The organism is Micromonospora musae (genome assembly GCF_003626545.1).
GTDB lineage: Bacteria > Actinomycetota > Actinomycetes > Mycobacteriales > Micromonosporaceae > Micromonospora > Micromonospora musae.
In genome coordinates, this window is the sequence record NZ_RAZS01000008.1 from 142,960 (window position 1) to 163,432 (window position 20,473).

18 protein-coding genes are annotated in these 20,473 nt (G+C 69.8%); 10 read left to right on the forward strand and 8 right to left on the reverse strand.

Translation table 11 applies throughout. From position 1 onward, the window contains the following. Positions 1–91: 91 nt before the first annotated feature. Together D7147_RS22620 and D7147_RS22625 are read left to right on the forward strand one after the other, a co-directional pair. Positions 92–883 carry a helix-turn-helix domain-containing protein gene (locus D7147_RS22620; protein ID WP_120680903.1) on the forward strand — a complete coding sequence of 264 codons (792 nt, stop codon included), beginning with the start codon at positions 92–94 and terminating at the stop codon, positions 881–883. 304 nt (positions 884–1,187) lie between these two features. Further along, positions 1,188–1,931 carry a peptidoglycan-binding domain-containing protein gene (locus D7147_RS22625; RefSeq protein ID WP_233563327.1) on the forward strand — a complete coding sequence of 248 codons (744 nt, stop codon included), beginning with the start codon at positions 1,188–1,190 and terminating at the stop codon, positions 1,929–1,931. A gap of 364 nt (positions 1,932–2,295) precedes the next feature. Here the strand turns inward: D7147_RS22625 and D7147_RS22630 are convergent, their stop codons facing one another. Both D7147_RS22630 and D7147_RS22635 read right to left on the reverse strand, forming a co-directional pair. After that, positions 2,296–2,553 (reverse strand): transcriptional regulator, encoded by a 258-nt coding sequence (locus tag D7147_RS22630; RefSeq protein WP_120680905.1) that lies wholly within the window; start codon positions 2,551–2,553, stop codon positions 2,296–2,298. 214 nt (positions 2,554–2,767) lie between these two features. Then, entirely contained in the window at positions 2,768–3,970 is a 1,203-nt protein-coding gene (locus D7147_RS22635) for a serine hydrolase domain-containing protein (RefSeq protein WP_120680907.1), read from the reverse strand. Between the two features lie 250 nt (positions 3,971–4,220). On the opposite strand from D7147_RS22635, the gene D7147_RS22640 reads away from it, so the two are divergent. Beyond that, positions 4,221–6,041 carry a CocE/NonD family hydrolase gene (locus D7147_RS22640; protein ID WP_120680909.1) on the forward strand — a complete coding sequence of 607 codons (1,821 nt, stop codon included), beginning with the start codon at positions 4,221–4,223 and terminating at the stop codon, positions 6,039–6,041. A 151-nt stretch (positions 6,042–6,192) separates the two neighbouring features. Here D7147_RS22640 and D7147_RS22645 read toward each other — a convergent pair whose 3' ends face one another. From D7147_RS22645 to D7147_RS22660, 4 genes are all read right to left on the reverse strand, one after another. After that, a complete protein-coding gene (locus D7147_RS22645; protein WP_120680911.1) occupies positions 6,193–6,519 on the reverse strand; it encodes a DUF1048 domain-containing protein in 327 nt (108 codons plus the stop codon). A 1-nt stretch (position 6,520) separates the two neighbouring features. Next, positions 6,521–6,877 (reverse strand): DUF1048 domain-containing protein, encoded by a 357-nt coding sequence (locus tag D7147_RS22650; protein ID WP_120680913.1) that lies wholly within the window; start codon positions 6,875–6,877, stop codon positions 6,521–6,523. After that, a complete protein-coding gene (locus D7147_RS22655) occupies positions 6,874–7,200 on the reverse strand; it encodes a PadR family transcriptional regulator (RefSeq protein ID WP_120680915.1) in 327 nt (108 codons plus the stop codon). Before D7147_RS22655 ends, D7147_RS22650 begins: the two co-directional genes overlap by 4 nt. Before the next feature lie 162 nt (positions 7,201–7,362). Then, complete coding sequence (locus tag D7147_RS22660) at positions 7,363–10,026, reverse strand: glycoside hydrolase family 97 catalytic domain-containing protein (protein WP_120680917.1); 2,664 nt, start codon at positions 10,024–10,026, stop codon at positions 7,363–7,365. 583 nt (positions 10,027–10,609) lie between these two features. On the opposite strand from D7147_RS22660, the gene D7147_RS22665 reads away from it, so the two are divergent. The 6 genes from D7147_RS22665 to D7147_RS22690 all read left to right on the forward strand — a co-directional run bounded on the left by D7147_RS22665 (position 10,610) and on the right by D7147_RS22690 (position 15,961). Beyond that, positions 10,610–11,293, forward strand: a complete 684-nt coding sequence (locus D7147_RS22665; RefSeq protein ID WP_120680919.1) for a GntR family transcriptional regulator — start codon at positions 10,610–10,612, stop codon at positions 11,291–11,293. 58 nt (positions 11,294–11,351) lie between these two features. Next, the gene (locus D7147_RS22670) at positions 11,352–12,062 is read left to right on the forward strand and encodes a tripartite tricarboxylate transporter substrate binding protein (protein ID WP_199734239.1); all 711 of its coding nucleotides are present in this window, start codon (positions 11,352–11,354) and stop codon (positions 12,060–12,062) included. 62 nt (positions 12,063–12,124) lie between these two features. Continuing rightward, the gene (locus D7147_RS22675) at positions 12,125–12,541 is read left to right on the forward strand and encodes a tripartite tricarboxylate transporter TctB family protein (protein WP_158609374.1); all 417 of its coding nucleotides are present in this window, start codon (positions 12,125–12,127) and stop codon (positions 12,539–12,541) included. Beyond that, complete coding sequence (locus tag D7147_RS22680) at positions 12,538–14,064, forward strand: tripartite tricarboxylate transporter permease (protein ID WP_120680923.1); 1,527 nt, start codon at positions 12,538–12,540, stop codon at positions 14,062–14,064. Before D7147_RS22675 ends, D7147_RS22680 begins: the two co-directional genes overlap by 4 nt. Next, positions 14,061–15,086: an exo-alpha-sialidase gene (locus D7147_RS22685; RefSeq protein ID WP_120680925.1), complete on the forward strand. Its 1,026-nt coding sequence runs from the start codon at positions 14,061–14,063 to the stop codon at positions 15,084–15,086. Before D7147_RS22680 ends, D7147_RS22685 begins: the two co-directional genes overlap by 4 nt. Beyond that, complete coding sequence (locus D7147_RS22690; RefSeq protein ID WP_120680927.1) at positions 15,083–15,961, forward strand: dihydrodipicolinate synthase family protein; 879 nt, start codon at positions 15,083–15,085, stop codon at positions 15,959–15,961. Before D7147_RS22685 ends, D7147_RS22690 begins: the two co-directional genes overlap by 4 nt. A gap of 81 nt (positions 15,962–16,042) precedes the next feature. On the opposite strand, the gene D7147_RS22695 is transcribed toward D7147_RS22690, so the two are convergent. Next, positions 16,043–17,959 (reverse strand): Xaa-Pro dipeptidyl-peptidase, encoded by a 1,917-nt coding sequence (locus D7147_RS22695; protein WP_233563352.1) that lies wholly within the window; start codon positions 17,957–17,959, stop codon positions 16,043–16,045. Positions 17,960–18,738: 779 nt separating this feature from the next. Here D7147_RS22695 and D7147_RS22700 point away from each other — a divergent pair. Next, positions 18,739–19,920, forward strand: coding sequence for a sialidase family protein (locus D7147_RS22700; protein ID WP_158609376.1), 1,182 nt, complete (start codon positions 18,739–18,741; stop codon positions 19,918–19,920). A gap of 141 nt (positions 19,921–20,061) precedes the next feature. On the opposite strand, the gene D7147_RS22705 is transcribed toward D7147_RS22700, so the two are convergent. Beyond that, positions 20,062–20,358 carry a GYD domain-containing protein gene (locus D7147_RS22705; RefSeq protein WP_120680933.1) on the reverse strand — a complete coding sequence of 99 codons (297 nt, stop codon included), beginning with the start codon at positions 20,356–20,358 and terminating at the stop codon, positions 20,062–20,064. Between the last annotated feature and the right edge of the window lie 115 nt (positions 20,359–20,473).

Consider the following 20,473-nt stretch of genomic DNA (forward strand, 5'->3'; position numbering starts at 1 on the left):
GTGCCGCCATCCTGCCCGCCTGGAGGTAGCGGACGCGAATACCTGGCAGGTACTCGTTTCGACGCCCGCCACCCGGCTATCGTGACGTTCCGTGACAGCTGCGAAGGTCGGAGACCTGATCCGCCGGCAACGGGGACTGGCCCGGCGCAGCCAGCTGGACCTGGCGTACGAGATCGGCATCTCACCCCGCCACCTGAGCTTCGTCGAGCTGGGCAAGTCGAAGCCGAGCGCCGGCCTGCTGATGAAGATCGCCCAGCATCTGGACCTGCCGCTGCGGGAGCGCAACGACTGGCTGCTGGCGGCCGGGTACGCCCCCCGTTATCCGGAGACCTCGCTGAGCGGGCCGGAGCTGTCCCGCATCCGGGCCTCGGTGCAGGCGCTCCTGGACACGCACGACCCGTACCCCGGCCTCGCCATCGACCGGCAGTGGAACGTGCAGCTCAGCAACCGCGCCGCGCGCCGGCTCGTCGCCGGCATCCCCGAGCAGGTGCGCGGGGTGCCGACCAACATCTTCCGTACGGCCCTGCACCCGGACGGGCTGGCCGGCCGTACCCGCAACTTCCCGCAGTGGTCCGCGTACCTGCTGCGCCGGCTCGATCGGGCGGCCGTGCGGACCCAGGATCCGAGCCTCACCGAGCTTGCCGAGGAGATCGCCACCTGGCCCGCCATCCCGGAGCGGCGCACCTGGAGCAACCTCCCCTCAGAGAAGGTGGACGATCCGGTGCTGTCCTGGCGGCTGGAGCTCGGCGGCGAGGAGCTGTCCATGTTCAGCCTGCTGAGCACGTTCGGGACCGCGGTCGACGTCACCCTCTCCGACCTCTCCGTCGAGCTGTTCTTCCCCGCCGACGAGCAGACCGAGACCATCCTGCGCCGCCGCGCCTAGGTCGGCTTCGAGGCGCCGCGCACGAGCAGGCTGATCGGCATCGCCGGGCCGGATGGCTGCGGCGGCAGGGCCGCGCCGAACGAATGCGCGAAGCTTCACATCGATGAAATTTAATGTCACGATGTGCGGGCAGTTCGAAGATTGTCGACATGTGCGGGGTGCGTGGAGGGTGGTGGCCCGGGGGCCACGCCGCCCGCGGCGAGCTCTGGATGGAGGACAAGTGATCACCAGAAGGCGTCTACTCGTTGGTGCCGGTGCGGCGGTCGTCGCTGCCGGACCATTGGCCCGTCCCGCCGCAGCGGCCTTGCCGCAGGTCGACATGGAGGCGCTCATCAAGGCGGCGCAGATCGATCCGCGTCGGCCGGACACCGCGCTCACCGACGGCGCCAAGGAGAGCGTGCTGCTGGTGGAGCGGGCGCTGCAGGCCAAGGGCCTGTTGTCCTCGACCTATGTCGACGGGCACTTCGGCACCAGCACGGTCGCCGCGTACGCCGCGTACCAGCGGTCGCTCGGCTACACCGGGCTCGACGCGACCGGGCTGCCCGGGGTGACGTCGCTGCGGCTGCTCGGCGAGCAGCGCTACGGCGTGGTCAAGGTGCTCTCGCCCGGCAGTGTGGTGAGCCTGCGTGGTGTGCAGGTCAACACCCGCACCAGAGCGATGCTGTTCGAGGCCGAACGTCTGCTCGGCTGGCAGCTCAGCATCACGCAGGGCTCGTACAACTCGGGTGTGGACGCTTCGGCGGGTACCCACGACGGCGGTGGTGCGCTCGACCTGTCGGTCAGCGGGCTCTCCTCGGCCACCCGCACGGAGGTGCTGCGCCGGCTGCGTACGGTGGGCTTCGCCGCGTGGCTGCGCACGCCCGCCCAGGGGGACTGGGGCTATCACATCCACGCGATCGCGCTCGCCGACACCGACCAGTCCACCGGTGCGCGCAACCAGGCCGGCGACTACTACCTCGGCCGCAACGGACTGGCGAATCGGGGCGCTGACGACGGCCCGGTGGTCAGCCCCAAGCGCACCTGGGAGGAGTATCAGCGCACCCTCTGATCGGTGGGAAGTCAGCTGAACCGGCGTGCCGACTCACCCGCCTGCCGCCCGCCCGGACACCGGACCCCGTCGTGACCAGGGGACGGCAAGCCGGTGTGAACCGGCGCGGCGGCCAACGGTCGTCGGCTGTACACCTGCTGTTGGCCGGCCACGATTAGCTTTCGGTGGACCGCTACAAATCCACCCGAAAGTGAATCAACATGAGCGCAATCCTCGTCAAGATCGCAGTGGAGGTGCTGGCCAGCGTGCTGGTGGGCCTCATCGTGACGCTCGGCCGCCGGATGGTGCGCGCCGCCTGACCGTCGGGCTAACCGGCGAGAACCCGACGAGGAACCCTCGCGGACCCGCTCCAGGTGTGCCTTCGTCATCTGCGACGGAGGACGGCGTGCACCAGCCTGCTACTGGCGAACTCGGAGACGGTCACGAGTTCCCAGCCGAACGACTCGGGCACCTCGGCAGCCGCCAGGGCTTGGGTGACCTGGTCGCCGCCGATTCCGCGGTGGGACACGACGGAGAGCAGCCGGTGGGGGTATCCGCGGAGGTCGACGCGGTTGGCGAGGACTGCCTCGGCGGTCACCGTGCGGGTGCGAGCGACGTGCTCGGGCGTCTCCAAGGCGGCCACAGGTGCACGATAGCGACCGGCTGTGCGGAGAGTCCCGGCGCGCAACTCGTGTCGACCGGATCAGGCGCCGGGACGGATGCCGTGGGGAGCCCGTGGAAGTCTGCGCCCGGGGCGACGCCGTCCTCTGGGGAAGACGCAGGTGCCCGGTCGGCGATGCCACGAGGTTCCTCGGCACCGCCGAACGGGCGTGCGTCGCGCTCTCCCCGGAGGGCCGTCAGTCGCAGATCAGGTCGTCCAACAGCTCCATCTCCCGCTGCATCACCGCCGAGGCCCGCTCCGGGTCGGCCAGCACGGTCGCCCGGTAGAAGACCGCCGAGCGGCGCCCGTCCGGCGAGACCGCGTTGAGGGTGCTGACCCCGGGCATGTCACCGAAGTGGGCCCAGTAGCCGCCGCAGCGGTTGGGGATCCACATGATGCCCAGCCCGTAGGCGATGCCGGAGCGGACGCCCTGGACCGTCTCGGCCAGCACGGTCTGGTGCAGCTCGGCCAGCTGTCTCGGTCGCAACAGCTGGCCGCGCCCCAGCGCCTGCCAGAAGCGGGCCAGGTCGGTGGTGGTGCTGACCAGGCCGCCGGCCGAGGCCGCCACGGTCGGATTGAAGACGGTCGTGTCGACCAGTGGCTCGCCCGGCGCGAACTGCTGGTACGCCTCGGCGTGCGGCCGGGGCAGGGTCGGCCGGTCGCCGGGGTAGAACGTGTCGGTCAGGCGCAGCGGCTTCAGGATCCGGGCGCGTACCTCGGTGTGCCACCGGTCTCCGGTGACTTTCTCGATCAGCATTCCGGCCACGAGGTAGTTGGTGTTCGAGTAGCTCCAGTGCGTGCCGGCGGGGAAGAGCGGCTCGTGCTGCATCGCCATCGCCACCAGCTGCGCCTCGGTGTAGTGGTCGAAGCGGTGCGCCAGGAAATCCTCGGCCGACCGCAGCGCGTCGAGGTCGCCGGTGGGGTCGTAGAGGCCGCTGGTGTGCTGCAGGAGCTGGCGCACGGTGACGTGCCGGCCGTCGTTGCCGTTGCCGTTGACGACACCGGGCAACCATCGTTCGATCGGGTCGTCCAGCCTGAGCCGGCCCTCACCGACGAGTTGCAGCAGCACGACCGACACGAACGTCTTCGTCTCGCTGCCGATTCGGAAGTACCCGTCGATCGGCATCGGCGCGCCGGTCTCCACGTCGGCTACCCCGCTGCGGGCCACGGTCACCCGGTGCCCGTCGCGGACCAGGCCCTGCGTTCCGGATACGCCGAGGTCGTGCAGATCGTCGAGGCCGTGCTGCAGCACCGTGGCCGTGGACCGCTGATCCGGGGCCTGCGGCGCGGCGGCCCCGGCCGCACCGCCGACCGCGGCGGCCAGCACCGCGCCGGCCGTCACCGCGGCGACGACCCTCCGCCACCTGACTGCCCTCCGGGCTGCGGAACGTGCGCTCACTTGGAGCTCCTCTCGGGAAGGTTGACTGTGTTTCGACCGTACGAAGAGCGTCGATGGCCTCACCAGCCGGTGAACCCGAAGCCTGACCTGGGGTTAGCCCCACCACCGGGTCGGTCCAGCCCTGTCACGGTGCGCCTGACAACGAACGACAGCAGACCGTTGGTCGAAGGGAGACACAGCCGTAGAGATCCGTTAGCCTCGATGGCTAGCCGGGCGGATCATCGTCTGGAGCTGAGCACGGGGAGGGTAGATGAACCTTCGCAGGAAGGTGTCGGTCGTCTCGGCGGCCGGTGCGCTGGCCGTCATCACGACCGTCGGTGCGGGTGGGTCACCCGCGGCGGCGCAGGCTGCACCGATCACCGCCGGAGCTGATGCGCCGATCACGCACGAGGAGAATCCGCGGGTGCCGGAGGGGGCGGCGTGGACGGAGGCGTACTTCCCGTCCTCCGACGGCAGTGGGGTCGAGTTGCACGCCGACGTGCTGCGCCCGGCGCACCTGCCGGCGCACGCGAAGACGCCGGTGATCCTGTCGGTGGGCCCGTACTTCGCGCACGCCGGGCAGACCGACCCCGAGGGGTGGGACCGGGTTGGGCCGTCGGCGCGTTTCCAGGACTTCATCGACGGCGCCGACCTGATGGCGCGCGGGTACACCTTCGTCATGGTCGACCTGCGTGGCTTCGGTGGGAGCACCGGTTGCCTGGACTTCCTCGGCCCGGGGGAGCAGGCCGACGTCAAGGCGGCCGTCGAGTGGGCGGCGAGCCGGCCCTGGTCGACCGGCAAGGTGGGCATGTACGGCAAGTCGTACGACGCCAACACCGGCCTGGCGGCCAATGTCCTCAAGCTCAAGCCGCTGCGCGCGATCGTCGCCCAGGAGCCGACGTGGAACAGGTACAACTACCTGTTCAGCAATGGGGTGCCGCGTTCTAACGCGACCAGCAGCCCGCGCGGGTACGGCTCGATCGCGACGATGGCGCCGCTGGCCGATGACAGCGATCGGTACAAGGCGAACGCCGCGTACGAGGCGAGCCACCCCGAGTGCCTGAGCAACAACATGACCGACACGCAGGATCCCGATCCGACGTCGCCGTTCTGGCGGGCCCGCGACTTCGCCGCTCGCGCGGTCGGGACCCACACACCGCTCTTCGTCACGTCGGGCTTCATCGAGGACAACACCAAGCCCGAGGACATGGAGCAGTACCTCGACAACCACAAGGGTCCGGAGCGCGGCTGGCTCGGCCAGTGGGAGCACGTCCGCGGTAACGACACCGACGCCGAGGGTCGGCTCAAGATGGGCCGGGCGGGCTGGTTCGACGAGGTGATGAGGTTCTACGACCAGTACCTGCGCGGCATCAAGCCCTCGGTGGTCGACCCGGCGTTCGCGGTCGAGGACAGCCTCGCCAACTGGCGGGCGCAGGCGACCTGGCCGAAGGCGAGCAGCTCCTACCAGGTGCGGCTGTCGTCCGGGAAGTACGTCGACGACGGTGGCGCCGCGCAGAGCGCGGGCCGGCTGATGGCGACGCCGCAGGCCAAGGGCTGGGACCTCGAGGCCGCGCCGACGGCGGGACCGCAGGCCCAGACGGGGCCGAACCTCGCCGGCACGGTCGGCAACAGTTACTGGAGCTGGTCCACGCCCGTCACGCAGCAGGTGCGGATCACGGCCACGCCGGAGGTCACGTTGAGGACCACCGGTCAGGGCAACGTGCTGGTACGGCTCTGGGACGTCGCCCCGGACGGCACGGCGACGATGTTCGACGAGAACGCCGCGCTGCTGGGCGGCGGCCGGACGACCTCGGTCGAGCTGAAGGCGACGGACTGGACCTTCGAGCGGGGGCACCGGCTGGGCGTGCAGATTGGGACCGTGAGCGCATCCGGCTGGCGGGACGTCCCCTCCGGGCAGACCATCAAGGTTTCTGACGCGCGGCTCGCTCTCGACGTGCAGGACCCGCGGTTCGACGTGCCGACCCAGGGTGATCGCTCGCCGTACCTGGACCGGTACCTGGCGGCGAACACCACGACGCTCGGCGACGTCGGCCCCGGCACCTTCCCGCTGAGGCTGCCCCACCGGCGCTGACGAAACGGCTGTCTGCTGCCCGCCGGAACGAGTCGGCGCGGTCGGACGTGACGACGAAGGCCTCCTGGTTGTCCGGTGGAGCCGTCCAGCGACGGCTCCGGCGACCAGGAGGCCTTCGGGTCTCACGCCGACGCCGCTCGGGGCGGCGGTGTTACTTCTCGTCGGTGCCGGGGTTGCCGTTGAGGGACTTCTGGTAGACGTCCGCGTAGGTGGGCGATTCCTTGATCAGGTCGTCGCAGAAGGCGGCGACGTTGCTGCCGATGAGTTGCAGCACTCCCTTGCCGGCCGCGGCGCCCTCCTCGAAGAAGTCGACGATCCCGGGGAGCAGGTCTTCGCCGGCGAGGTCGGTCGGTCCGACCTTGAACAGGTAGCGCTGCATCTCCTTGTAGACGATCTGGTAGTCCGGCGGGAGCGCCTTGATCCGAGCCACGTGCGCCCGCCACTGCTTCTTGCCCTCGATCATGTCCTGGATGCCCATGTCAACCTCCCAGCCGACGCAGTTTCCTTGCGACGTTCCGGTTCAACTGCTCGCGCCACCGGTCGCGATAGGTTCGGGCCCCCTCGCCGCCGGCCAACGCCGCACAGAAGCCGGGGATGTCGTCGCCGAGCACCTCGTGGACGCTCTGCCCGTCTGCCGCTGCTTCCTCGAGCAGCCCGAGGGCGGCGTCGAGGATCGGCATCAGGTTGCGACCGGTGAAGTTCCCGTAGGCGAAGAGGTTGCCGACGATCTGGTTCCACGCGGCCTGGTAGTCGGCCGGCAGTGCCGCTGCCCGGGCTTCGAACGCCTTCCAGTCCCTGGTGAGATCGCTGCCCGTGATGGTCTCCCAGAAGTTCATCTGGGGCCCTCCTTCAGACTGTCGATGCGTGATGAGACGTACTGCCATTTGGCCCAGAACGCCGCGAGTTCCTCACGCCCGGCGTCGTTGAGTACGTAGAACTTGCGCGGCGGCCCCACCTCGGACGGCCGTTTGGTCACCTGGACGAGTCCGTTGCGCTCCAGCCGCAGCAGGATGGTGTAGACCGTTCCCTCGACGACGTCGGTGAAGCCGAGCTCGTTCAGTCGGCGCGTGATGGCGTACCCGTAGGTCTCCTCGCCGCCGATGATTTCGAGCACGCAGCCTTCGAGCGTGCCCTTCAGCATCTCCGTCAGGCCGTCCATCGCGGCTCCTCTGCGATCTCCCTGGTACCTCGTGGTACCTCGTGGTACCGAGTACCACTATACGGTAACACCGAGTACCGCTATGCGGTAGTACCAAGTAGCGGGCCGAACGGATCCCCGGCCTGGCCCTTCGCCAGGCACGGCGGCTCAGCCGGTCGCCGCTTACGCGCAGGTCACCCGGGCGTCGGCCCAGTCGGCGTGGTCGAAGTTCTTACCGTCTCCACCGTCGGTGACCTTCAAGGTCAGCATGCGCACTCCGCCGACGTCGACGGCGAGCGGGCGCGCACCGTCGCCGCGCCGGACGACCCCGGTGTCGGCGAGTTGCCGGCCGTCGCCGAAGAGCTGGAACGCGACCGAGCCGGACTCGGTAACCTCGTCGTCGATGCCCACCTCGGCCTGCAGTTGGCTGCACGTGCCGCCCAGCCACACGGTGACCTCGCTCGGCGCGTGAGTGCCGATGCCCTTGGCGAAGGCCCGGCCGGCGATGGTCAGGGGCAGCCCGTCGCCGGCGTCCATCTCCCCGTTGGACCGGTCCCGCTCGACGGGTCCCCATCCGTTGCTCTCGCCCAGGAACGGCAGGTCGCTGACGTACGCCGCTCCGCTCGGATTCGGCGGCGGCACGAACACTCGTACTGCCTGCTCGACGTGGACCGGGCGGCGCTGCGGATCGTCCGGGAAGCGGTAGGTGGCGACGACGGGGACGTCCACGTACCCGGGGTCCGCGTTCGTCGCGGCGGTGACGGTCCACGCGCCGCTGATCGATTCGCCGGCCCGGATGTGCTTCGCCGAGACCGTCGCGCCGCCGGCCGTCCAGCCCGCAGGCGGGAGCACCCGCAGCTGCACATCGCGGATCGGCCCGCCCGCGGGGAGGGTGAAGGTGCCGCGTACGTCGATGGTGCTACCCGGTCGCGTCTCCGCCTGGGCGGGGGTCACCACGAGATCCGTCTGGGGCACCCGCCGCACCGGCTGGTCACAGGTCGACCTTCCCTTGGTGTATTCGCAGATCACCGTGACGAACCCGCCGTTGGTCGCCACGGGCACCGACAGTGCGTCGTCCGAGTCGGCGACGCGGGCCTCCCGGACCAGGCCGTGCGGACCGTCGCGGAGGGTCTCCACGAGCCATCGGCCCTTGCCGAGAAACGTCAACGGCGTCTCGAACATCTTCGCCGGCACGGCCGAGATCCCACCGACGTACCACCGCTCGCCTGCCCGTCGGGCGAGGTAGGCCTCCTGCCCGGGGCGTCCGCCGAGCAGTCGCGTCTCGTCCCACGTCGTGGGGAGCTGATTCAGCGTCCGCAGCGCCTCGGGCCGCGAGTCGTAGTTCTCGGGCTTGTCCGCGGCGTGCTGCCAGCCCGACTCGTAGACCAGGAACGTCGCCACCTCGTGCGCGTCCGTGGTGTCGCGGTCGGAGACGACGAAGGCGACCGGGGTGTAGTCCATGCCGCCGACGATGTTGCGGGTGAACGGGAACATCGTGTTGGTCGCGGCCCGGGTACGGAACTGCTCCGCGCCGCGGATCGCCTCGAGCGTCATGACGTGTGGCCAGGTCCGCTGGATTCCGCGGGGGATGGTCGCGCCGTGGAAGTTGACCATGAGCCGCATCTCCGCCGTCTTGCGGAGGATGTCGTCGTACCACTGGAACCGGGCCTGGGAGTCCGAGTCCATGAAGTCGACCTTCACCCCGGCGACGCCCCAGGACTTCACCAGCGAGAGGGTGGCGTCGCGCTCCTGCGCGGTGTCCAGCGCCGTCCAGTGGAACCAGAGCAGCACCTCGACGCCTCGGGCGCGCGCGTAGCGCACCACGTCCGGCACCCAGCTGCGGTCCCAACCCTCGTCGATCAGGATGTAGGACCAGCCGTTGCGGGCGGCGAAGTCGACGTACTGCTTCTGGCGTACCGGGTCGCGCGGGCTGGCATGCTCGGAGAGCCACGACCAGGCGACCGTGCCCGGGCGGATCCATGAGGTGTCGGTCAGCTTCGATGCCGGGGCCAGGTCGTCGACCAGCGTCGAGGCGGTCACCGTGGCCAGGTCGCCCACGATCGCGGTACGCCAGGGCGTGGCCAACGGGCCCGGTGAGGTGATTTCCGCGTCGGCGAGCTTGATCGTGTAGGTCCCCGATCCCGCCTGGTGAGTCAGGCGGCCACCCGAGTACCGGCCGTCGACGTCCGACTCGGTGAGCAGGACGTAGGTGCCGTCCACGTCGAACAGCGCCGGGAAGCCGAAGTCGCCCGCCGCGGCGGCGCCGGCGGTCGTCTCGACCCGGGTCGCCTCGTAGTTCGCGGTGTACGGCAGCAGCCACGCGGGCGCGTCGGCGGGTGGGGCGTACGACGATGCCTCCCGCGTGACGGTGAGGCCGTCGGTGTCGGGCAGGACGTACCGGTACGCCACCCCGTCGCCCGAGACGCGGAGCACGAGATCCATCCGCGTGCCCTCGGCGCCGGCGAACGAGAGCGTCGACTCCGCCATCCTGGCGTGCCGGGCGCGCTGCTTCCCGGTCGTCATGACGTAGTTCTCGGTCACGATCCGGTCGGTGCGGCGGAGGAACGTCAGACCGTTCGTCAGGTCGGCGGCCGTGGTCTCGAGGCCGACCGCGGCGGGCGCGAGCACGGTCGTTCCCTTGTGGGCGACGGCGAGCGTCAAGCCGCCGGCGGAGTTGAGCGCCACCGTCGCCGATACCGGAGCGGCCGGTGACGGCCCCCTGACGGACCAGGTGGTGGCGGTCTGCGAAGCCGTGGCGGAGGTGGGCAGCACCGCGGCCGCGGCGGCGGCGAGCAGTGGTACGACGCAGCGGACGAGGAACCGGTACCGCGAGCTGTGCGCGCGCATGGGTCTTCCCTTCTGCGCCTGGGTTCGATCGGCGGATGCCGAACCGGCAGGCACGGGGCGGGCGGGAGCCGGAGGTGACTGACGGCAGGGAGTCGCCTGCGTCGCCAGGTGCGGGTGTTAGGCCTGGCCGCGGTCGCGTTGTCCACGCCGGCGGGAAGCCGGCTGAGAGGGCCGGCGTGGGGGAGTGGACCTCCCTCCTGTCCAGACACGAATCCAACAGGATCGAACAGGGGTGCCGCTCGCGAGGGCCTATGCGTGGATCTCGCGTCCCGGAGCCTAAGGGACGATCTCGCCCGGGAGCAACCGCTCCGTAGCGTTGAGGTAACGCATCCGATCCATGCATCACCGTAAATAGCCCTACTGTCTGCGAGTGAGGGTGCGGGTTGGGCTGCGGCGTTCGATGTTGTCGCCCCTTGTGCGGCTAGGAGCGTTTGGGTTCTGCCGCCTCGCTCCCGAGCCGGCGGGGATCGCGTTGCGTTGCCGCTGCGGGGCGCGGGTGGCGGGCGGGGGAGACACTGCCGTTGTCAACCGTTGACCGTCATCGAAGTCAAGTGTTAACTGTTAACAGTTACCGGGAGGTTCTGTGCTGAACGTCAGCCCGATCAGGGTGGAGTCCCTTGGGGAGCGACTCGCCGGCGAGCTGCGCCGCCGCATCATCATGGGCGAACTCGCCGCCGGCACCCGCCTCGTCGAGGAGGAGTTGGCCGAGTCGTTCCGGGTCAGCCGAGGCCCGGTCCGGGACGCCATCAAGATCCTGCGCGCGGAGGGGCTGGTCGCCGGCACCGGCAGGAACGTCGCGACCCGCTCGCTCACCGCGGCTGACATCGACGAGCTGATGGCGCTGCGCGAGTCCTTCGAGCTGCTGGCGGTCGAGCGGGCCATCGCCGCCGGGCGAGCCGACCTCGCCCGTGATCTGGACGCGGCGCTCGCCGACATGGACGCGGCGGTCGCCGACCGCAGCTCGACGGACTTCACGGCGGCGGACATCCGCTTCCACAGTGCCTTCTTCGACGCCGCCGGCCTGACCCGGCTCGGCGTCCTGTGGAACCAGTTCCGTCCCACCATCGAGGGCCTGCTGTACGCCTCCGGCAAGCGCATGGACGACCTCGCGCCGTCGGCGCGGGAGCACCGCGACCTCGCCGGGCTGATCGCCGCGGGCAAGGTCGCCGAAGTCAAGGTCGAACTGCACCGTCACCTGCAGAGGACCTGTTCGCGGCTGCAGTCCGCCGTCCCCCCACCACCCCTGCAGAAAGAGAACGACTCATGAGATCAAGAAGGGTCGCGATAGCCGCGCTGGCCGTCGCCACGAGTCTCGCAGTCACCGCTTGTGCCAACCGTGGCGGCGGGGGAGAGACCTCCTCCGCGAACTACCCGTCGAAGGACCTCACCCTCATCGTCCATGCGGGAGCCGGAGGTGGTTCGGACCTGACCGCCCGGACGCTCGCCAAGGAGCTGGAGTCGCGACCCTCTCGGTCCCGGCGGAGAGTCCTTACCAGACGCTCGCGGAGTTCGTCGCCGCGGCCAAGGCCGCTCCGGGCACCATCACCGTCGCGAACTCCGGGGCCGGGGCCATCTGGGAGGCGGCGACCCTCGCTCTCGGGGAGTCGGCGGGGGTCACCTTCAAGCCCGTCCCGTATGACGGTGGCGCACCGGCCGTGGCGGCCGGAGTGTCCGGCGAGGTCAAGGCCGTCATGGCGGGTGTGAGTGAGTCCGGTGCCGCCGCCAAGGACGGCCGACTGCGGGTCCTCGCCGTGCTGGCCCCGGAGCGGGTTGCCGCACTGCCCGACGTGCCGACCGCCAAGGAGCTCGGCATCGACGTCGTCATCGGTGGCTGGGGCCTCATGGGCGCCCCCGCGAACCTGCCGGCCGAGGTCAAGCAGCGACTCGCCGACGCCGTGCACAAGGCCGCCTCCTCGGCGACCTTCACCGACGTCATGACCAAGGCGGGCAACACTCCGATGGCGACCTCACCGGAGGACGCCACCGCGTTCACGCAGGCGGAGTTCCAGCGCTTCGGTGAGATCTACCAGAAATGACCGCCGCTCACCCGACCCCCGAGGGTGACCGGACTGCTGCCTCGCCGTGGCGCGAGGCAGCAGTGGGAGGCGTCTTCCTGGCGCTGGGCGTCGTGATCCTCGTGCTCGCCCGCGCGATCGAGCTGCCTGACCGTGCCCTCGCCGTCAGTCCCCGCATCTGGCCCGAGGCGCTGGGCACCGGAATCATCGCCCTGTCGGTGCTGCAGATCGTCCTCGCGTTTCTCGCCACCCCCAAGCGCGACGACGTGGAGCCGGCCACCCGGGTCGGCGTGCTGCGGGTGGCCGGCTTCGTCCTGGCCACCCTCGCCTTCGGCCTGCTCTGGTATTACATCCACTTCCTGGTCTCCGGGATGGTCTTCGTGGCCGCCCTCACCTGGATCGCGGGCGGCCGCGGCATCAAGGACCTGATCCTCTTTCCCGCCGGCATCACGGTGGTGCTCTACGCCCTGTTCGCGCTCCTCCTGAGGGTTCCGGTATGAACGCTCTCCTCGACGGCTTCGGCGCTCTGTTCACCCCTCAGATCGCGCTGTGCATCCTCGCCGGGGCCGCGATCGGCATGCTCGTCGGCGCCTTCCCCGGCATCAGCGCCACCATGGCGGTCGCCCTCGCCAGCGCCTTCACTCTGACCATGGATCCGCTGCCCGGCCTGGCGGTGCTCCTGACCATCCTCGTCGCCGCGCAGTTCGGCGACCGCATCCCGGCGATCCTCATCAACACCCCCGGCACCCCCGCCTCCATCGCGACCACCTTCGACGGCTACGCGCTCGCCCGCCAGGGCAAAGCGGGCATCGCGCTCACCGCGTCGGCGTACGCCTCGGCGATCGGCGGGCTGGTGGGTATCGCGGTCCTGATGGCCGCGGCCGTCCCGCTCAGCAACCTGGCGCTCGAGTTCGGGTCGCCGGAGATGTTCGCTCTCGTGGTCTTCGGGCTGACCATGATGATCGAGGTCTCGGGCGGCAAGATCGTCAAGGGTCTTCTCGCGGGTCTCTTCGGCCTCGCCCTCGGCACCATCGGCCGCGACCCCCTCGACGGCTCCGACCGCTTCACCTTCGGCATCCCGCAACTCGTCGAGGGCATCCCGTTCATCGCGGTCATCATCGGCCTGTTCGGCATCACCGAGGTGTTCAGCCAGATGGTCGAACGCGGGCACGCCCAGCAGGAGGCGGTGCGCAGCTTCGGCCGTTGGTGGCCGAACAAGGCCGAGAACCGGGCCATGATCAAGCCCGTCGCGGTGGGATCGGCCGTCGGCACCATCGTCGGCATCCTGCCGGCGGCCGGTGGTGACATCGGCGGCATCGTCGCCTGGGACCAGGCGCGACGGGTCTCCAAGGAGCCCGAACTCTTCGGCAAGGGTTCGCTGGAGGGGCTGACCGCCGCGGACTCGTCGTCGAACGCCGGCGTGGGCGGGTCTGTGCTGACCACGCTCGCCCTCGGTGTCCCGGGGGACTCGGTGATGGCCGTGATGCTCGGCTCGATGATCATTTGGGGTATCCAGCCCGGTCCCAGCCTCTTCTCGCAGCACCCGGACCTGGTCTACTCGATCTCGGGCATTCTGATCTTCGCGACGCTGCTGACCCTCGGCCTCAGCCTCCTTCGGATGCGGGGAGTCGCCAAACTGCTCGAGCTACCCACCCGCTTCCTGTGGGTCGTCATCGTCACCTTCTGCATCGTCGGCACGTACGCGGTCAACAACAGCGTCTTCGACGTCGGCCTCATGCTTCTCTTCGGCGTCGTCGGCCTGCTGCTGCGCAGATTCGGTATCCCCGCCGGACCGATCGTCCTCGGCCTCATCCTCGGACCGCTGGCCGAACGCAACTTCCGTCGTTCGATGGAGCTCGGCGGACTGGAGACGATCTACACCAGTCCGATCGCCGTCGTCCTCCTCGTCGCCGCGGTCCTGGCCATCGCCGTGCCCCGCATCCGCTCCCGGATGAAGGCGCGGAAACGCCCGTCCCCACCGGGTACGCCGGAACCGCGGCAGCCCGCCGGGGTCGGCAGTTGATCGAAAAGCACTTCGTCGTACGGGATGTGCCCGGCCAGTGCCACGGCAGCACGCTCTGCCAGGTATCCGGCTCCTTCGTGGTCGCCTGGTTCCAGGGTGAGCACGAAGGAGCCGCCGACTCGCGGATCTGGCTCAGCGTTCGGGCCGGTGGTGAGTGGACCGCACCCCGGGTGGTCAGCGGCGACCTGGCGCCGTGCTGGAACCCGGTGCTCCACCGGCAGGAGTCCGGCGCGCTGCGCCTGTTCTTCAAGGTGGGCGAGACCATCTCCGCGTGGCGGACGTTTCACGCCACCTCAGTGGACGCCGGCCGGACCTGGTCGACGCCGTGCCCCCTCGCCCCCGACCCGCCGGGCGGACGTGGACCGGTACGCACGCCACCCGTTCGCCTGCCGTCCGGCCGACTGCTCGCCGGCGCCTCCACCGAGACGTGGGCGGGGACGCCGCGGTGGGACTGCTTCGTCGACATCAGCGACGACGACGGCCGGTCGTGGCGGCGTACCGACGACATCGCCATCGACCACGACACCTTCCCGGGCGCGGGGATCATCCAGCCCGCGCTGTGGCGGGCCGGCACGGGGCAGATCCGTCTGCTCGCCCGCAGCACGGCCGGCCGGCTCGTCTCCTCCCGCGGCGACGACGACGGGGAGACCTGGTCCGCCGGTGTGTTGAGCGATGTCCCCAACAACAACTCCGGCATCAGCCTCTGCACCCGTGACGGCACGGTGTACCTCGCCCACAACCCGACCAGCGGCGACTGGGCGTCGCGTGCGCCGCTGCTGATCTCGTCCTCGACCGACGACGGCACCACCTGGGAGCCCTGGGTGACGCTTGAGGAATCGCGGGACCACGCCGGTGACGAGACATACCAGCCGGCCGACGCGGGCGTCACCACCACCGGCGCCAACGAGTTCTCCTACCCGTGCCTCGTCCGGACCCGCGGCGGGCTCGCCGTCACCTACACCTGGCAGCGCCGCCGGATCGCGCTCGCCCTTCTCACCCCTTCGAACCGGAGCAATCGATGAGCACCTACCCCGACGCTAACCTGATCAGCGCCGTGCCCACCCTCTTCGACTCGGAGGGCGCCCTGGACCTCGGCGCGACCAAGGCGGCCTACGCGCAGCTGGCGCAGGCGCCCCTGGACGGCGTCTTCGTCGCCGGAACGACGGGCGAGTTCACCACTCTCACCGACGACGAGCGGCTGGCCGTCTGCGCCGCCGCCAGTGACGCCTTCGGTCCGGACCGGACGTACTGGCACGTCGGCGCGGCGTCCCGCCACCAGGCGGCCGGTCTCACCGAGGCCGCCGTGGAGCGCGGCGCCCGGCGTCTCGCGGCGCTCACCCCGCACTACTACGCCGCCACCGAGTCGGCCCTGCTCTCGTACTACGAGACCCTGGTCGCGCGGGCCGCCGGCGTACCCGTCTACGGGTACCTCTTCGAGGCGCGGACGACCACGTCGGTGACGCCCGCCCTGCTGGCCCGGCTGGTCGACACGGGCCTCGCCGGAGTGAAGATCAGTGGTGCCGGCAGCGCCGTCGTCGGCCGGTACCTCGCCGCGCTCGACGGCCGGGCGGTTCCGGTCTACTCGGGGGCCGACGCGGAGTTCGCCGAGGTGGTCGACCTCGGGGCGGCGGGTGTGGTCTCCGGCGTCAGCTCCGCGCTGCCGGCGCCCTTCCTCGAGGTACGCGACTCCCTGCGCTCCGGGGACACGGCGGCGCTGACGGTCGCCCGGGAGCGCGCACGCCGTGCTGTCGCCGCCACCGGACAGGGCAACCTCGCCCACCTGAAGGCGGTCCTCGAACTGCGCGGCCTGCCCGCCAGCGGGCTGCGCGCCCCACTCGACCCGATCTCCCCCGAGGACCGCCGCGCGCTCGAAGCCGACGTCGCCGACCTGCTCTGATCCGCCCGCCTCCAGGAGCGCCCGGTCCGCGGTCCGGGTGGCGGAGACCCGCCACCCGGACCGGGCCGAGGCAACCGGGTCCTACCTGCCGCCCAGGGCGGACCTGAGGGCGGACGCGCCGCCGACGATCGGAAGATCGACCCTGGTCTGGCTGTGGTGCGTGTACAGGTTCAGCTTCGTGCCGGGCGGCGGCCGGAGGGTGAAGACCCGGTCGCTGGAGTACACGACGAGCCCGATCTGGCTACCTTCGCTGAACACGTAGTCGTGCGGCTGCAGGTCGAAGTCGTGCTCGAACGGGGCTCCCGGCTTGATGCCGTAGCTGCGATCCAGGCCGAACCGCTTCAACGGGTCCGACCAGCCCCGCGCGATGATCTTCGGGTTGCCCGACTTCGGGTACTCGACCAGCATCGCGCTGACGATCGCGGCCCGAGCGTCGATCGACATCCGGGTCGACAGGTGCACCGTCCCGCTGAGGTGGACGGGCTTGGTGAGCGGCGCGGTGCGGTAGGCGAGGCGGTTCGGCGACTGTTCCGCGCTGGCGAAGGTGGTCGCGTCGATCGTCATGTCGTCGGTGAAGCTCTCGGTGACCGGCTTGCCCTTGACGTTGCGGGTCAGCGAGAGCTTGCCAGTGGTGTTGTCGCCACTCGCGCCGATGAAGAGCGGCGTGGAGGCCGAGCCGGGCGCCGGCCAGCTGTCGTACGGCGTCCAGGTGCCGTCTTCCCGCTCGACCACTGCTGCGGGCTCGTCCAGCACGTCGTTCTGCACCCCGTGCAGCCAGTACGTCCACCAGCGGTTGAGGAGGTCCAGCCAGGCTGCCCGGTTGTTCGAGAGCGCCCGGTCGCCGTGCCCGCCCTGGTGCAGCCACACCTGGTGCGGGATGTCGTTCTCCTCCAGCGCGTCGACGAGCTGGGCGGCGTTGCGGAGCTTCACGTTCTGGTCGTTCAGGCCGTGCTGCACCAGGACGCCGCCGGCGATCTTGCCGATGTTCGGCAGGTAGTTGCGCTCGTGCCACCACTCGTTGTATTCGCCGGTGAGCCGGTCCTGACCCCGCCGGACCTGCTCCTTGGTGTAGTCACACACCTCGGGGTACTTCCGGGAGAGGTTGGAGTTGTGGTTGGAGTTCTGGTCGCCGCCGACGTTGGTGTTGGTCGAGATCGGCGCGCCGTTCATCCGGCGGTAGTCGTAGTAGCTGGAGATCGCCGCGATGGGCACGATCGCCCGCAGCTCCTTCACACCGGTCGTGGCCACCCCGATCGGTAGGGTGCCGTCGTAGGAGGTGCCGATCATCCCGACCTTGCCGGTGGTCCAGTCGGCCTTGACCCGGTTGCCGTCGATGTCGTACGCGTCGGCCCGGCCGTTGAACCAGTCGATGACCGCCTTGAGCGAGTTGTGCTCGTCGGGACCGCCCCCGGTGGGGCATCCGGTCGAGCTGCCCGTACCGAGCATCTGGGCGTGGGCGAAGATGAAGCCGCGTTGCAGGAACTCGTTCTGGTACGTCCCGCCGTTGATCGTCTGGTGCGGCGGTTCGGTGCCGTCGTACGGCTTCTCCGGCCGCGGGAAGTACGGGAACGGGCCGGGATCCGGCGGCTTGGCGTAGCCCGGCCGCTTCGGCGCGTAGAGCGGGACCTCGACGTCGTTGTTCAGGAACTCCCCGCCTTCGCCCCAGTAGGGGCTGGCCTGCATGATGATCGGCAGCTGGACGCCCTGGTCGGTCGATGCCGGCCGCCGGATCTGCACCCGGATGCGGTCATCGGCGCCGTCCCGGTCGGTGTCCATGTCCTTGACCTCGACCCAGACGTTCTGGGTGATGATCTCTTCACCGGCGTAGACCGGCTGGGCTCGGCCGTTCTCGAACACCGGACGCTGTCCGGTCGGCTGCTGCGGGGCGCCGGCCGCCGGGGAGGCGAACCCGAGCGAGGCGACGAGCGCCAGCGCTGCGGTACCGGACAGCCAGTTCCGTGATCGTGATCGTCGCGGTCGATGGACGTGGAGATGCATGGTCACGAGCTCCTTCGGTGAGTAGGGCATGACGTGTCGGGACCGCCGGCTGGCCGGTGACGCGGGCGGGTTTCCGGCTGATGCGGCCAGTCGTCGAAGACCTCGGAGTCGGCGATGGCCGAGGTGCCCGCCACGAAGACGTTCGGTCGGCGACTTCGGGGAGCGTATGTTGTATACGAAGCTTCCTGCAAGACCTCCTTCGATCTCCACCGAAGGCGTCCTGCATCTGTCGAAATCTCGTCCGCGCAGGTCACGCGGCATGTACGACGGACGTCCGGCCGGCGCGCCCCACCCGCGTGGTGGTCGAGTGTGCACTCATGCCCAGGACCGCGAGCTCCGTCGCGTGATCTGCCCGAATCACCGCGGCCGGGAACCGGCCACTCCTGGACGAGCCGCAGGTCTGGTGTCGCGGTGCGGCGGAGGTTCGTCGACCGGGTGCGCTCGATCTGGATCGAAGGCCGTTGACATCGATCCTTGCCCCTGGCAACCTACTGTTAACAGTAGACGGTTAACGAAAACAGGCTTCCGCACCCCTTTCTGGAGCAGGCGTCCGCGCGTATCCGCGGGCGGCGAGCTGGTTGCGCCCCTCCCGGGATCGTCCGTGACCTGCCGATCGCCGTCCTCGACCGCAGGGGCGGCCCGCCGCGGAACCTGATCACTCGAATGGGGGCGCTTTGCACCCGAGCCGGCGCAGGAGACGGGTACGAACACGGGCGCCACCCCCGATGGTCACGGACCGCCCGCCGCCCGTACCTCCAGACTGGACCAGAGGAGAGATCGTGATCGCACACCTGACCGCGCTGCGCCGAGTGCTGGTTCCCGGCCTCGCCGCAGTGCTGGCGCTACCGGTAGCCGGAGTGGCACGAGCGGAGCCGCCCGGACACAGCGACGCGTTTCGCGCCTACGCCTGCCGCCAGGACATCCACCCGCAGGACCCGGACTACCCCGGCGTCCATGTCGCGTCCATCGAGAAGGCGCCGAACGGCGACCTGCTCTACGCCTTCTACGCCGGCACCCAGGAGAAGGCCGATGACGTGGCCACCTACATGAGCCGACTGCCGGTCGGATCCAGGACCTGGACCGAACCGCGAGTGATCTTCGACGAGCCGGACCAGCCGGACGGAAATGCCGTGCTGTGGGCCGACGACGACACCACCTACCTCTTCTTCTCCACCATTCGTGGAGACGGATGGACCGAGGCCGACCTGCGCCTCATCCGCTCGACGGACAACGGCCGTACGTGGAGCGACCCGGAACAGATCCGCGAAGAGTGGGGCTGGCTCTTCGGCACCCAACCGTTCCGCATGTCCAACGGAGAGGTCCTCGTCCCGATCTACAGCGAGACGCGGTGGGCGTCCGGCTGGTACATCCCGAGCGACAACTACTCCACCTGGGTGCCGTACCCGTCCGACAACGACGCGGACTGGCCCACCTCACCGAACGGCGCGATCCAGCCGGCCACCGTCGAACTCGAACCCGGGCACCTGCTGGCCTACCTTCGCACCCGCGACCAGGCCATCTACCGGACCGAGTCGTTCGACTACGGTCGCACCTGGACCACGGCGGAGTCGACGGGACTGCCGAACAACAACGCCCGAGTGGCCCTGATCAAGCTCGCCGACGGCAACCTCGTGCTGGCCCACAACCCGATCACCTCGGGCCGGAACATCCTGCGGCTCTCCCTCTCCACCGATCAGGGCAAGACCTGGACGAGGCACGTCGACGTCGAGTCCGAGCCCGGTGCCGAGTTCTCGTACCCCTATCTGATGCAGACCGGCGACGGCATGATCCACCTGGCCTACACGCACCGGCGTGAGTCCATGCGGCACCTCGTCTTCAACGAGGCATTCGTGCGAGCCGGCATCGACCTGCCCTCCAACGCGCGGCCCGTCCCCGTCGAGCTGCGGAACGGGAAGCTGAAGCAGCCCTCCGCGTGCCACTACGTGAACACCCGACGCTGACCGCCTCGAGGTGCGGACGCCACGACACGTTCCTGGCGTCCGCACCCCGCGTCCAAGGCGGGGCCTCACCGCTCTCTGCGGCGGCCTGGATCCGCAGGCTGCCTGGTCGGCCTGACGCCAACCTCTCGTTGCATGGCAGACTCAGCCGGCGGCCTTGGCGATGATGCGATCCATCTCCTCTCGACCGAAGGCCCGCAGGGTCGTGGTACGGACGTTGCCCGCCCCACCCAGCTGCAGGAGCGCCGCACTGGCGGTCTCGTCGTCGGGCGCCTCGACGACGGCCACGAGGTCGTACGGACCGACGGTCCAGTAGATGTCCAGGAGATTCGCCCCGACCCTCTGCGTCGCTGCGGCGAACGCCTCGGCGCGCTTCGCGGTGTCCTTGTAACCTCGGATCCCCTGATCGGTCCAGTTCAGCAACGCGATATACGCCGGCACGGTCCTTCACCTCCAAGAAGAGCCTCATCGTAGGGTCAATTCCGGGCATAATGCTCGGAATCTGCATCACCTGCGATCCGAGATTCTCGGGGCGGAGGCCGCCGCCGCCGGCGCG

Bases quoted from the DNA above. Each gene is read 5' to 3' on its own strand.
- D7147_RS22690 (WP_120680927.1), top strand. From the start codon at position 15,083: ATGAGCACCTACCCCGACGCTAACCTGATCAGCGCCGTGCCCACCCTC.
- D7147_RS22650 (WP_120680913.1), bottom strand. From the start codon at position 6,877: ATGAACTTCTGGGAGACCATCACGGGCAGCGATCTCACCAGGGACTGG.
- D7147_RS22680 (WP_120680923.1), top strand. From the start codon at position 12,538: ATGAACGCTCTCCTCGACGGCTTCGGCGCTCTGTTCACCCCTCAGATC.
- D7147_RS22645 (WP_120680911.1), bottom strand. From the start codon at position 6,519: ATGGGCATCCAGGACATGATCGAGGGCAAGAAGCAGTGGCGGGCGCAC.
- D7147_RS22640 (WP_120680909.1), top strand. From the start codon at position 4,221: ATGAACCTTCGCAGGAAGGTGTCGGTCGTCTCGGCGGCCGGTGCGCTG.
- D7147_RS22695 (WP_233563352.1), bottom strand. From the start codon at position 17,959: ATGCATCTCCACGTCCATCGACCGCGACGATCACGATCACGGAACTGG.
- D7147_RS22655 (WP_120680915.1), bottom strand. From the start codon at position 7,200: ATGGACGGCCTGACGGAGATGCTGAAGGGCACGCTCGAAGGCTGCGTG.
- D7147_RS22660 (WP_120680917.1), bottom strand. From the start codon at position 10,026: ATGCGCGCGCACAGCTCGCGGTACCGGTTCCTCGTCCGCTGCGTCGTA.